Source organism: Bacillus sp. BSL6 (assembly GCF_052928345.1).
Genome location: NZ_JAVGCW010000007.1, coordinates 61,883 through 75,221 on the forward strand (window position 1 = coordinate 61,883; position 13,339 = coordinate 75,221).

Genomic DNA, 13,339 nt, shown 5'->3' on the forward strand with positions numbered 1-13,339 from the left:
GCCCGCCCCCCCCACCTAACTTCCTTGCTTTCGCTGAATTTTGAGGTGGGGGTCTTACTGCCCATTAAAGCGGGATAAAAAACCAAGCAAACTGAAATTTGCTTGGTTTTTTACTTTAATTCATTATTTTCATATGTTCAAATGGATAATAAATTGCTGCTAATTCTCCTAATACATCAGCTTTATCAATGAGTCCTAAACCATTTCTACTATCTCTGCTTATTAAGCGATTATCTCCCATAACAAAAATCTTATTTTTAGGAACTGTAATCGGTCCAAAGTCCTCTGTTAAATTCATAAGTTTTTTTTCAGCTTGTTTTTTATTACTATACAAATACGCCTCCTCTATCACTTCATGATTCACATATAATTGATCGTTTCTCACCTCAATGACATCACCAGGCAAACCAATAACCCTTTTCACATAAAAATTATCCGTCTTTACAACAATAATATCTTCTCTCCCATAACTTTCAAATTGCTTTGCCAACTTATTTACAATCACCTTATCCCCATCTTGTAACGTTGGCTTCATGGACGCTCCTTTTACAGTCGTAGGAAAAAATACGAATATTTTCGCCAAAAACACGAGCAAACATGCAATTGCAATTGTTCCAAAGAATTCACGCAAACGTTTTTTCTTTTGCATCATTCCACCATCTCATCATCTTTTTACTTTTATTATAAAGACTTCAACCGTATATTTTCCACAAGATTCTGAATTATTAAATTATAATATTACAAAAATACAAATAATAATATTCAATAATGTATTATTTTCATATACTATATCTTGCATTTATCATTATATTTTTAGTTACTTAGGAGGACTTTTTCTATGAAAGTTATGCTTAAAAATGAAAATACCGGTCAAATTAAACAAGCAAAAATTGGTTTTAGTTGGACTGTATTTTTCTTTGGTTTCTTCCCTGCTATATTCCGTGGAGACTGGAAATGGTTTTTAATTATTTTAGTCGCTAGTATGTTTACATTCGGATTCTCTAACTTAGTCTTCTGCTTTATTTACAACAAGCTTTACATCAATGATTTATTATCCCAAGGTTATAAAGCAGCAGATGAATACAGCCTTTCTGCTCTACAACAAAAAAATATTGTAGCATAGTAACAAAAAAGATACTCTTCAAATAGTCTATCCACTATTCGAAGAGTATCTTTTTATATTCCCACATATACAATACACATTTGAGCCGCTACATATGTAAACCAAATCCAAAGTGGTTCATACTTTAATTTGCGCCCTCCAATATCTGTCACGCCAATAATAAAATCAGAAATCACAAATAGTAAACCACCAAAAGCTGGTATCCACCATATTCCTGTATTCTCATAGTATAAGGCGAATGCAAAGCAAGCCATTCCTCCAACCCACAATCCGTAAATTAGCGCCCCTATCGTAAACAATTTATCTTGTTTCTCATTTCGAATAAAAAAGAACCATCCTATAATGAGAAAGAGTCCGTATACGAGTAAACCAATCCAAAAACCATTCCATGAAATGCCTGTTTGCAAAAATGCTTTTACATAAAAACAATGAGCGAGAGCGAAAGTAATCATCCCTCCAATTAATCTGTGACCAATTGAAATTAAACCTGCCATAAATAAATCTCCTACAGTTGATAACGTCATACCTAGTGCAACCCACGTACTATACTCTACTGATGGATCTTGTAACCATATCCAAATTGCACTTGCTGTTAACGAAAAACTAAGGATAAGACGGACTGCTAAAGGTAACGGCATATTATTTCTTGTTTTTTTTGTCTGCCCTATTGCGTACATTGCACCAATTAGAAAAAGAATGATTTGTGCAATTAACACCATGTAAAGTAGATTCATAACATGTTCTCCCCAATAAAATGCTTTTTGTATCTTTTTTCGTTACACCTAGTCTATTATCCTTTTTCTACATAAAAAAAGAAGAACAGTACTGTTCTTCTTTTTTAATCGTTTTCCTGTTATTTATGCTACTTGTTTTTCTTGCTCCATTTTCTGCTTAGCTGGCGTACGATTCACCACGATAATTCCCGCGGCTACACATGCTAAACCGAATAGTACAAATGAATGAATTGCTTCGCCTAAAATCATGCTCGATAATAATACACCAAATACGGGTATAAAGAACATGTACATGGATACTTTTCCAACCTTGTTATACTTCATAATTGTATTCCAAATGCAAAATCCTGCTGCAGATAAGAAAGATAAGTAGATAAGCATAAGTATTGCATGTACACTAAATGTAAATGGCATAATTCCAACTTGCAAAGCACCTATACATAATAGTCCGATAGAACCAAAAATCATTTGGTATGCCGTCATATAGCCGACATCTAACGTTTTACTACCTTCTTTCGCCAATATGTTCCCATATGAATATAACATTGCTGCACTCAGAAGTAATAAACTACCAATTCCGAAATGGAATGACAAACTACCATCACTCGGTACATTTACTAAAACGACACCACAAAATCCGATAGAGACTCCAATTATTTTTTTCATATTGAGCGCATCGTCTTTATATAAGAAGTGCGCAAGTAAAATTTGAAAGAATGATGATGTTCCTGAAATGATAGCTCCTTCAATGCCAGAACTATAACTCATTCCAATATAAAAACATATATATTGAAGAAATGTTTGAAATAAGCCAATTTGTACTAACTGCTTCCCCGTTCCTTTTTTGAAGCTCATATCTTTTCCTAACGCTTTAAAGAAGAATAAAAGCATAACCCCAGATAAAAAGAAACGATAGCCAGCAAATAATATTTGCTCTCCAACTTCTTGTGGCTGAATTCCAAGTTCAGCATAACTTAATTTAATAAAAGGAAATGCGCTTCCCCATAAAAAAGTTGCTACTATTGCAGCAATAAATACGCCAATCGGATGGGTAAAAAATTTCTCTGTCTTCACTTGTTGTCTTCCTTTCCGACCTTTTTATGAACAGTATTCATATATACCAAAGGAATTGAGAAAACACAAGTTTTCAGTTTCTAAACAAACAAAAAACATATCATCTAACGAAAACATATGCTATACTATAGAATAATTACAACATAATAACTATTAAAATCAGTTTCAACAGAAATGCTGCTATCCATTATGGATGGCAGCTTTCGTCGTTTTATAGGGGTTTCGATTTTGATTATTTTTCTCAATAAGAATTTGGAAGGAGCGAGTAGTAATGAACTCAGAAGTAAAAACATTACAAGTACAAAAGTCTATTTCTCATCCCTCTTTATGGGATACATTAAAGAAACATTATGAACTTATATTTGCAATCGCATCTGGTATTTTCATTTTAGCTGGTTGGTTATTCACAAAGAACGATGTAATGAATGTAGGCATTACTTGCTATATCCTTGCTTATATAGTTGGTGGATATGCAAAAGCAAAAGAAGGTATTGAAGATACAATTGAGGAGAAAGAGCTAAATGTCGAAATGCTTATGCTCTTTGCTGCTATCGGTGCTGCAATTATTGGCTACTGGGCAGAAGGCGCCATTTTAATCTTTATCTTCGCACTAAGCGGTGCGATGGAATCTTATACATTAAGTAAAAGTCAAAAAGAAATTTCAGCGCTTCTTGATTTACAACCGGAAGAAGCATTACGTATTTCAAATGGAACTGAAGAACGTGTTCCTGTTGGACGATTACAAATTAACGACATTATTCTAATTAAGCCAGGTGAGCGCGTTCCTGCTGACGGTACGATTCATAGCGGTGAAACAAATATCGATGAGGCAGCGATTACTGGTGAACCTATTCCAAATGAAAAAAAATATGGTGATGAAGTATTTGCTGGTACTGTAAATTTACGCGGCGCTATCGAAGTTACAATTACGAAGCCAAGCGATCAAACATTATTCCAAAAGATTATTCGTCTCGTTCAAAGTGCACAAAGTGAAAAATCACCATCACAACTATTCATCGAAAAGTTTGAAGGAACATATGTAAAAGGTGTACTACTCGTTGTTGCGCTTATGATGTTCGTCCCTCATTTCTTGTTGGATTGGAGCTGGAATGAAACGTTTTATCGCGCTATGATCTTACTTGTAGTCGCATCTCCTTGTGCACTCGTTGCTGCCATTACACCAGCAACGTTATCTGCTATTTCTAACGGCGCAAGAAACGGAATTCTCTTTAAAGGTGGCATACATTTAGAACGCCTCGCTTCCGTAAAAGCAATTGCCTTTGATAAAACGGGAACATTAACAGAAGGAAAACCTACTGTAACAGATGTATATGTTCGAGAAAATATGACAGAAAAAGAAGTACTTTCTATTACAGCAGCAATTGAAAGTCACTCTACACATCCTTTAGCTGAATCTATTGTGAAGTATGCACAACATGCGTATGACATTACATTAAAAAAACCAGAAAACGTTGAAGATGTAACTGGTTTTGGGCTAAAAGGAACATTCGAAAACAAAGCTTATAAAATAGGTAAAGCTGATTTTATCGGTGAAAAAACAAAGACATTTCATAATGGTATTTCTGCTTCACTTGAAAAAGAAGGTAAAACTGTCGTTTATATTAGTGACGAGGGTGGCATCCTTGGGCTTATCGCTTTAAAAGATACACTTCGCCAAGAAACAATAGCTGCTATTCGCGAATTACAAAGTATCGGTGTCGAAGCAATTATGATTACTGGTGATAATGAAGAAACAGCAAAAGCTATTGCCTCTGAAAGTAATATAAAGGAATATTACGCATCCTGCTTACCAGAAACAAAGGTTGAAACGATTAAAAAGCTAAAAGAAAAATACGGGACAGTAGCAATGGTCGGAGATGGTATAAATGATGCCCCTGCACTCGCTACTGCTAGCATTGGTGTAGCGATGGGAGAAGGAACAGACGTAGCTTTAGAAACGGCAGACGTTGTACTTATGAAGAACGAGTTATCTCGACTTTCGCAAGCAATTCGTTTATCAAAACGAATGAACCGTATTGTAAAGCAAAACGTAATCTTTTCACTAGCTGTAATTGCAATGCTCATTTGTTCAAACTTCATGCAATTTTTAGCTCTTCCATTCGGTGTTATCGGGCATGAGGGAAGTACGATTCTTGTTATTTTAAATGGCTTACGATTATTAAAAGGAAACAAATAAAAACGGGTCCCTTAGAGGACCCGTTTTTTCTAATGGTAGCTATTATGCCCGTTTGCACTACCACTCGTTTTATGCTTTGGATGCGAACTACTCTTTTGTTTATTGTTATTTTTATTGTTGTGATTCTTTTTATTATTACTCATGAAATATCCCCCCTGTTCCCTATTATTATGGAACAAGAGCTCATTTTTCATTACGGGAATTATTGTCACCCGTCCTATAATGATGGAGTAAACCATTAATTTCACCGCCAAGTAAAATTACCCATCCAGTTAAGTAAAACCATAACATTAAAATAATAATACCACCGAGACCACCATATGTATTGGCGTAATTCGCAAACTTATCTACATAATAAGCAAATGAGTACGATACCACAATCCATCCTACAGTAGCAAATGTTGCTCCTGAAATGACTTCTCTTCTTTTTAATTTTCGATCTGGTGCAAATGTATATAAAAAACTAAACAATGCAAATAACACGAAGAAACTCGCTACTAAACGCGTAATACTCCACACGTAAGAAAAACTATCCGATAAACCAATTGCTTTAAATACAGCTGCCCCAATGACTTGTCCAAACACTGGAACAATTAGTGCAAACACAATCATAAAAATAATCGCTAATGTAAATACAATTGATAACGCCCTCGTTTTAATAAAAGAACGTGTTTCCGTTACATCATACGCACGGTTAAAAGCATTCATCACCGCATTTACACCATTTGAAGCAAACCATAACATTGATAATAAACCAAATGATAATAAACCACCATTTTGCTCATTTACAACTTTATCAACGTTTACTTCAATTAAAGACATTGCATCTTCGGGTACGTACGGTTCTAATAAGTTGAGCACACTTTCTGTTTGAAGGTCAATGAATCCAAGAAGCGTAATTAAGAAAACAAGCCCAGGAAAAATCGCAAGTAAGAAGAAATAAGCGAGCTGTGCTGCCAAGCCCGCTACATCATCGCGCATCGTTCGGTCATATAAATCTTTACCAAACGAATAAGTACGATTTCTTCTCACCTTTTCTAAAATTTTTCTCATATATGGTTAAACGCTTTTCTTCTCTTCTTTATCTTGCTTCAACTCAATGTACGCTTCAGTTTTTTTTTCCTCTACATTGGAGTCTTTCATAAATAGTTCACGCGCTTCTTTCATACCGCCATCTTCAGCAACTACCGGCTCTTCTTCTGCTTTCAGTTCATCTACTTTTGGAGAAACAGCTTGAATTTCAATCGTTTCTGGCTTCTCTGCTGGCTCAACCTTTTTCTTACTAAAAATTTCTTTCGTTTCTTTTAACGTCTCTACAACAGACGGCGTCAATTTTTTAATTTCTGCTACTTTTGCTTTCACTACATTTAAATCAGCAAGTTCGCGTCCTTTATCTGTAACAGTTTGCACTTTTTCTTTGATTTTTGCATTTTCACCAATTTCAATCATCTTTGTTTTTGCTTTTTCTGCAGTATTTTTTACTTTTTCACGGTTTTCTTTCTTCAACATAGATACAGCTACACCTGCAGCTACACCAATCGCAATGTTTCGAGCAATATTATTTTTCTTTGCCATATTCCTTCACCCTTTCATTTCTTATGTTAGAAAGTATTTCTTTCTAAGCTTCCTCATATTCCTTGTTCTTTTCGAATGAAAGCTAATAGCTTTGCACACCCTTCTGTTACAAGGTCATATACTTCTTGGAAATTCCCTGTATAGTAAGGGTCGGGAACGTCTGTCCAGCCACCGTCTGGAACAAAATCGGACAGCCTACCAATATAGCCTCCAGTTTTACCTAAACTTTTTAAATCTGCTATATTCTTGTTGTCCATGGCAATAATATAATCAAACTTTGTTAAGTCTTCTTTTTCTACTTGCCTTGCTTTAATTCCTTCAAAAGTGACTGCATTTTCTTTTAAAATTTTTTGTGTTCCTTTATGTGGCGGATGGCCAACATGCCAATCTCCAGTTCCTGCAGAATCAATGACAATTTTCTCTTCGAGTCCCTCTTTTACGACAAGATCTCGAAAAATCGCTTCTGCCATCGGAGAACGGCAAATGTTCCCAAGACAAACAAACAATACTTGAACCATATTTTTGTTTCTTCCTTTCTTGGTGCATTTCTTTATATATACTTATAGTATAAACAACCAATTAGTGAATATAAAGGAAATCCCTACTAATTTAATAGGATTGAAAAGATTCATTAACGAAAATGATAAAAAATGTTAAGATAGCCTTATGTTATTTTAAAGGGGGACACTTCGGTGGATTTATCCGTAAAGTCAGAAGAAAACGTTGAATATATGGTTGAAGCTATTAAAGAAAAATTACGTATGGTTAATGCTGGAGCGATGAGAGCTGCTAGCTTTAATGAAGAAATGTACGAAGACTTACGTGACATTTATGAGCATGTTATGAAACGTGAAACATTCAGCATTAGTGAAATGCAAGCTATTACAGAAGAATTAGGTACATTAATTAAAAAGTAAAGGAGCCTCGTTTATGAGGCTCTTTTTTACTTCCAACAAATTCATGACAACTCTTCTCTTTCCCTCAATCAACTGTAAAATATTGTACAATAGAAGTAGAACCTCACCTTAGATTTTTTCTCCATACATACTACTCACAAATAATAGCAACACTACCATTGCTAACTGTTTTTACTGGAGGTGCTTACTTATGAGCAATTGGTACAGTAAGACGAAAGACCAAACATTAATTGACTTAGAAACAAATGAACAACACGGTTTAACAGAAGAAATTGCAAGTGAACGTTTAAAGCAATACGGTTTTAATGAATTAGCTACAAAACAAAAACGCACTTTATGGCAGCGTATTTTCGCCCAAATTAATGACGTCCTCGTATATGTCCTTATTATTGCTGCCCTTATTTCAGCCTTTGTAGGTGAATGGGCTGATGCAAGTATTATTGCGCTCGTTGTAGTTTTAAATGCTGTTATCGGTGTCGTCCAAGAATCGAAAGCAGAACAAGCTTTAGAGGCATTGAAAAAGATGGCGACACCTAAAGCTATCGTCAAGCGAGATGGTGAACTAAAAGAAATTCCATCTGAGCACGTCGTTCCAGGTGATATCGTTATGCTCGACGCCGGACGATATATCCCATGCGATTTACGCCTTATCGAAACCGCAAATTTAAAAGTTGAAGAATCTGCTCTAACTGGTGAATCTGTCCCTGTTGATAAAGAGGCAATCTACCACCCTTCCATGCAAAGTGATGAACAAGTACCACTCGGTGATCAAAAAAACATGGCCTTCATGTCTACCCTTGTAACATATGGAAGAGGCGTCGGTGTTGCTGTTGAAACTGGAATGAACTCACAAATTGGTAAGATTGCTACCCTGTTGCATGAAGCAGACGATGATATGACACCACTTCAAAAAAGCTTAGCACAAGTCGGAAAGTATTTAGGCTTTGTTGCTGTAGCGATTTGTATCGTTATGTTTCTCATCGGCTTTTTACAAGGACGAGATACACTAGAAATGTTTATGACAGCTATTAGTTTAGCCGTTGCAGCTATTCCAGAAGGTTTGCCAGCTATCGTTTCCATCGTTCTTGCAATTGGTGTGCAACGTATGATTAAACAAAATGTTATCATTCGGAAACTACCAGCTGTCGAAGCTCTCGGTTCTGTCACAATTATTTGTTCAGATAAAACAGGTACGTTAACACAAAATAAAATGACCGTTACTCACTTTTATAGTGATAACACATACAATCAATTAGAAAATTTAAATGTAAATAATGATGTGCAACGTCTATTGTTAGAAAATATGGTGCTATGTAACGATGCGTCTTACAACAATGAATCACAAACGGGAGACCCGACTGAAATTGCTCTTCTCGTTGCCGGAAGCACTTTTAACATGCAAAAAGATCATTTAGAAAAAATACATGAACGTGTTAATGAGCTACCTTTCGATTCAGATCGTAAAATGATGTCAACTGTACATACATACGATGAAAGCTACTATAGCATGACAAAAGGTGCTATCGATAAACTCTTACCTCGATGTACCCACATATTTAAAAACGGTAAAGTCGAGGTTCTAACAGATACTGATAAAGATCAAATATTAAAAGCTGCCGGGGCAATGTCTCAAGAAGCTTTAAGAGTACTTTCATTCGCATTTAAACAATACAACTCAAGCGATGTGGATATAGATCATCTTGAAGAAAACCTCATCTTTATTGGTCTTGTCGGTATGATTGATCCACCGCGAACTGAAGTGAAAGACTCAATTTCAGAATGTAAAAAAGCTGGTATTCGTACAGTTATGATTACTGGTGACCATAAAGATACCGCCTTTGCAATTGCCAAAGAACTTGGCATCGCTAAAGAAACATCTGAAGTGATGATTGGAACTGAATTAGATAACATTTCAGATACAGAACTAGCAAGCAAAATTGATCACTTACATGTATTCGCTAGAGTCTCTCCAGAACATAAAGTAAAGATCGTAAAAGCATTACGCGCAAAAGGCAATATCGTTTCTATGACCGGTGATGGCGTCAATGACGCTCCCTCTTTAAAACAAGCAGATGTTGGCGTAGCGATGGGCATTACAGGAACAGACGTTGCAAAAGGGGCAGCGGATGTCGTATTAACAGATGATAATTTCTCATCTATCGTGAAAGCTGTTGAGGAAGGTAGAAACATTTATCGTAACATAAAAAAATCAATTCTCTTCCTACTCTCTTGTAACTTCGGAGAAATTATCACTTTATTTTTAGCCATTTTACTCGGCTGGGCAACACCACTACGACCTATTCACATTTTGTGGGTAAATTTAATTACAGATACGCTGCCTGCATTATCACTTGGGGTTGATCCTGAAGATCCTGATGTGATGAAGGAAAAACCGCGACATGCGAAAGAAAGCTTATTTAGTGGTAGCGTTCCTTTCCTTATTTTCAATGGGGTTGTCATTGGACTTTTAACGCTAATAGCCTTTATCGCCGGAGCAAAGTTCTATACTGGAGATACAAATTTATTCCCCCTTTTCCCAGAGCGAATTGATGAGGATGCTCTATTACACGCTCAAACGATGGCATTTGTCGTTCTTAGTTTTTCTCAGCTCGTTCATTCATTTAACTTGCGTTCAAGAACGAAATCGATCTTTTCAATTGGGATCTTTACAAATAAATATTTAGTCTTCTCCCTTCTTATCGGTGTTCTTATGCAAGTTTGCATCATCTCCATCCCGCCCCTTGCAAATATATTCGGTGTGCATGCATTAACGATGCGAGATTGGGGATTTGTTCTCTTATTAAGTATCATTCCGCTTGTTATGAATGAAATCATTAAATTAGTGAAGAAAAACTAAAAGGCAATGAGGATTAATCCTCATTGCCTCTTCATTTATCCTTGCAATTCTTTTTTGATGTTCTCTGTTAATGTAGCCATACGCTTACGGCTTTCTTCACGCTCACGCTTGTTTTGCTCTTCAATTTGTTGTGTTTCTTGCATACCTCTTGAAATAATGTTCCAAGTTTCCTCAAGCGTTTCCATCTTAATACTAGAAGAACCTGATAATCTCGCTACTTCTACACTTTGCGTTGCGATATTTTGTGCATTTTTCTTAAGTAATTCATTTGTACGACGATCAAGCTCAGCCATAGAATCTGCAACAAGTTTTTGACGCTTCGCATTTACCGCCTGAATGATACCATTTTTAAAGATAGGAATCGTCGTAATAAATGCTGTATTGATTTTACCAATTAATTTATTATTACCACGTTGAATCATACGAATTTGTGGTGCTGTAAGTAACGCAACCATACGTGCTTTTTCTAAATCATCAATACGCTGTTCTAAAATTTCAACAGAGTTTTTAAGCGATTCTAATTCAATACCTGCTAATTGATCATTATTACGTACACGCTCTTCATACATCGGAACTAACTCTGTATTTAAACGCTCTAATAACATTTCTCCTGCTACTACGTATTTTTCTAAGTCTAAATAATATTTTAAGTTTTGCTCATATAAACCATCTAACGTACCAATTGATTTTTTCATTTCATCTTGATACTTCGTAATTTCCACATACACTTTATCAATTTCACGGCCCATCGTTTGATATTTGCTAAAGATTTGTTCAATCATTTTATCCGCTTTTTTGAACATACGTGAGAAGAAACCGCTTTTCTCTTCCGCAAAGTCTTTGCTATCAAATCGGTCCATAATTTTACCAAGTTGTTTTAATAATTCACCAGAATCTTCTATCTTTGATAATGACATCGTATGTAAAATTTGATCAGCAAAACGTGAAATTTCCATAGAAGGTTCTTTTCCAAGTTCAATTAATTCTAATTGATCTTTAATATCTACCGCATTATAAATACGTTGTACATCCGCATCTTGTCTAAGTTGCAATCGAACATCTTGTGCTGTTTGCTCATTTAATTCTGTTTTCGAATCTAGTACGACTGGGTTATTCATATGGTATTCTCCCTTTCCTTATAAAAATGGACGAAATAGTCCTTTTATTGTTTGTGATAAATTTTTATAGGCTGATGAACCATGAAACTCAAGATCGAAATTAACTTCTTCAAGCCAATGTGAATCAAATGCCCCCGCTTCAATATATGGTTCAATATCGTTTCTTCCCGTTGGATTGAAATGGAATACATCTACTCCAATTTGATTTAAAAATAGTAATAAAACAGCATCAGAACGAGTTAACTCTCCACTCTTCTCATTATTAAATATAACAATTTTCGGTACATCTTGTGAATAATCAAATTTCTCAAGCTGTTCTAAAATATTCGGTGGTATTTGAGAAAGTTGCGCGAAAACATATAGCGCTACATCTTGTTTCGTCTCTTTTGCAATTGGTTTACACATTTCGCTTTCACACGTATGGATAATCGCTTCTGCAATACCATGTTGTAATCCTTCTGGCAATCGTTTATGCGGCCACCAATGACTGTTCATAATTAAATCTGGATGCAATTTTCCCCCGCGGTCTAATGCATCTCGATAATGGTATTGGAAATTTGCTTTCTGTTCTTTCGTAAACGGAAATGCATTAATTAATAAACTGTTATCAAATGATGTAACAGCCTTTAATCGTTGAAAATACTCTTTATCATTCTTTGAAACACCTGATATTTTCGCAAATAAAGAAGGGATATAAATGTGTTTATTTTCAACAAAGAATGTCGGGCGTACAAACGCCTTTTCTTTCGTAATTAAAAAGAGTTCATCATATGTTGTTTTTAATGTACGAGCTACAGGCGTATAGGAACGAAATTGCCATGGCTTGTACAGCAGTGAATTATCGTGGTGAAGTACTTGCTCAATTTCTTTTGAAGCTTGATACGCTACTGTTGCTACACGCTCACGGCGACGATCTGGAAATGGTTCAAGAGAAATGCGACCTGGATGAGACACAATAAAGGTCCTTCCCTCTTCATCGACATTCTCAAATCCATCTTTTCCTTCTGGGTGATAATAAAGCACATCACAGCCGAGCATAATAAGAAAATATAAGAAATATATACGGCTTTCCTGTGCATCACCGTACCAAACGATACGCGGCATTTGTTTCTTATAGTTAATCGTAGAGAACCACTTCGCTACGTAATTTTCGCTTAATTTAATCATATCGATTAAGAAACGACGGAAGCCTTCTGTCTTTAAAGATTGATTATGTTGTTTCTCATATAATTTCAATACAGAAATAAATGTCGTATGTATATAATGTTGTAAATCCGGATTGTCTACTTTTGGCAAAAGTTGTTTCCCAGATAAGTGCGCCACTAGCCTATTTACTGTTAGACCATTTGGTGCTTCTTGATGTAATCCGAACACTTCTTGAATATGACGAAGTTTTTCCGAATCGATCACTTTGTTTAAATTTTGTTCGTGTAAAACTTCGATTCCTTTCGCTTCACTATAATCAAATAATTCATTAAAATATTCATCTACATCATTAGGAACGCCAAGGATTCGACATGCTATATAACTAAATTTCATCTCATTCTCTGTCAGCTCATATTGTGGACGTTTTTCTAAAAGTGTTTCAAATTGCTTTAAATCTGATTCATCTTTTAATGCATATGGTTGAAGTGTAAAACGTGAAAACACAACAGTTCACCTCCAAAAACATTTACTTTTTTCTAAGTCTTCTTTCTATTATAAACTATTTTTGGTTATAAAAAATGGGCGCTCGTAAAACGAG

12 protein-coding genes are annotated in these 13,339 nt (G+C 35.5%); 4 read left to right on the plus strand and 8 right to left on the minus strand.

Annotated features, from left to right (window positions below; translation table 11 throughout):
- Positions 1 to 115 precede the first annotated feature (115 nt).
- Positions 116 to 652 carry a signal peptidase I gene (lepB, locus tag RCJ96_RS21255; protein WP_000983296.1) on the minus strand — a complete coding sequence of 179 codons (537 nt, stop codon included), beginning with the start codon at positions 650 to 652 and terminating at the stop codon, positions 116 to 118.
- Positions 653 to 838: 186 nt separating this feature from the next.
- On the opposite strand from lepB, the gene RCJ96_RS21260 reads away from it, so the two are divergent.
- Positions 839 to 1,123 (plus strand): hypothetical protein, encoded by a 285-nt coding sequence (locus RCJ96_RS21260; protein WP_000867043.1) that lies wholly within the window; start codon positions 839 to 841, stop codon positions 1,121 to 1,123.
- Positions 1,124 to 1,176: 53 nt separating this feature from the next.
- Here RCJ96_RS21260 and RCJ96_RS21265 read toward each other — a convergent pair whose 3' ends face one another.
- Both RCJ96_RS21265 and RCJ96_RS21270 read right to left on the minus strand, forming a co-directional pair.
- The gene (locus tag RCJ96_RS21265; RefSeq protein ID WP_416504602.1) at positions 1,177 to 1,857 is read right to left on the minus strand and encodes a lysoplasmalogenase; all 681 of its coding nucleotides are present in this window, start codon (positions 1,855 to 1,857) and stop codon (positions 1,177 to 1,179) included.
- A gap of 123 nt (positions 1,858 to 1,980) precedes the next feature.
- The gene (locus RCJ96_RS21270; protein ID WP_074608183.1) at positions 1,981 to 2,931 is read right to left on the minus strand and encodes a DMT family transporter; all 951 of its coding nucleotides are present in this window, start codon (positions 2,929 to 2,931) and stop codon (positions 1,981 to 1,983) included.
- Positions 2,932 to 3,202: 271 nt separating this feature from the next.
- Here RCJ96_RS21270 and RCJ96_RS21275 point away from each other — a divergent pair, with 271 nt between their 5' ends.
- Positions 3,203 to 5,128, plus strand: a complete 1,926-nt coding sequence (locus RCJ96_RS21275; protein WP_074608181.1) for a heavy metal translocating P-type ATPase — start codon at positions 3,203 to 3,205, stop codon at positions 5,126 to 5,128.
- 183 nt (positions 5,129 to 5,311) lie between these two features.
- Here the strand turns inward: RCJ96_RS21275 and RCJ96_RS21280 are convergent, their stop codons facing one another.
- Genes RCJ96_RS21280 through RCJ96_RS21290 form a run of 3 tightly spaced genes read right to left on the minus strand, consistent with a single transcriptional unit; the run spans position 5,312 to position 7,221 of the window.
- The gene (locus tag RCJ96_RS21280) at positions 5,312 to 6,181 is read right to left on the minus strand and encodes a YihY/virulence factor BrkB family protein (RefSeq protein WP_001226530.1); all 870 of its coding nucleotides are present in this window, start codon (positions 6,179 to 6,181) and stop codon (positions 5,312 to 5,314) included.
- A gap of 6 nt (positions 6,182 to 6,187) precedes the next feature.
- A complete protein-coding gene (locus RCJ96_RS21285) occupies positions 6,188 to 6,703 on the minus strand; it encodes a DUF4075 domain-containing protein (protein ID WP_001085393.1) in 516 nt (171 codons plus the stop codon).
- A 53-nt stretch (positions 6,704 to 6,756) separates the two neighbouring features.
- On the minus strand, positions 6,757 to 7,221 hold the full coding sequence (locus RCJ96_RS21290) for a low molecular weight protein-tyrosine-phosphatase (protein ID WP_000250909.1): 465 nt from the start codon (positions 7,219 to 7,221) through the stop codon (positions 6,757 to 6,759).
- A gap of 174 nt (positions 7,222 to 7,395) precedes the next feature.
- Between RCJ96_RS21290 and RCJ96_RS21295 the strand changes: the two genes are divergently transcribed.
- Positions 7,396 to 7,620 carry a DUF1128 domain-containing protein gene (locus RCJ96_RS21295; protein ID WP_000366197.1) on the plus strand — a complete coding sequence of 75 codons (225 nt, stop codon included), beginning with the start codon at positions 7,396 to 7,398 and terminating at the stop codon, positions 7,618 to 7,620.
- 190 nt (positions 7,621 to 7,810) lie between these two features.
- Positions 7,811 to 10,477, plus strand: a complete 2,667-nt coding sequence (locus RCJ96_RS21300; protein ID WP_270795273.1) for a cation-translocating P-type ATPase — start codon at positions 7,811 to 7,813, stop codon at positions 10,475 to 10,477.
- Positions 10,478 to 10,512: 35 nt separating this feature from the next.
- On the opposite strand, the gene RCJ96_RS21305 is transcribed toward RCJ96_RS21300, so the two are convergent.
- Both RCJ96_RS21305 and RCJ96_RS21310 read right to left on the minus strand, forming a co-directional pair.
- The gene (locus tag RCJ96_RS21305) at positions 10,513 to 11,595 is read right to left on the minus strand and encodes a toxic anion resistance protein (RefSeq protein WP_001064413.1); all 1,083 of its coding nucleotides are present in this window, start codon (positions 11,593 to 11,595) and stop codon (positions 10,513 to 10,515) included.
- 18 nt (positions 11,596 to 11,613) lie between these two features.
- The gene (locus RCJ96_RS21310; RefSeq protein ID WP_074608177.1) at positions 11,614 to 13,245 is read right to left on the minus strand and encodes a YceG family protein; all 1,632 of its coding nucleotides are present in this window, start codon (positions 13,243 to 13,245) and stop codon (positions 11,614 to 11,616) included.
- Positions 13,246 to 13,339: the final 94 nt, after the last annotated feature.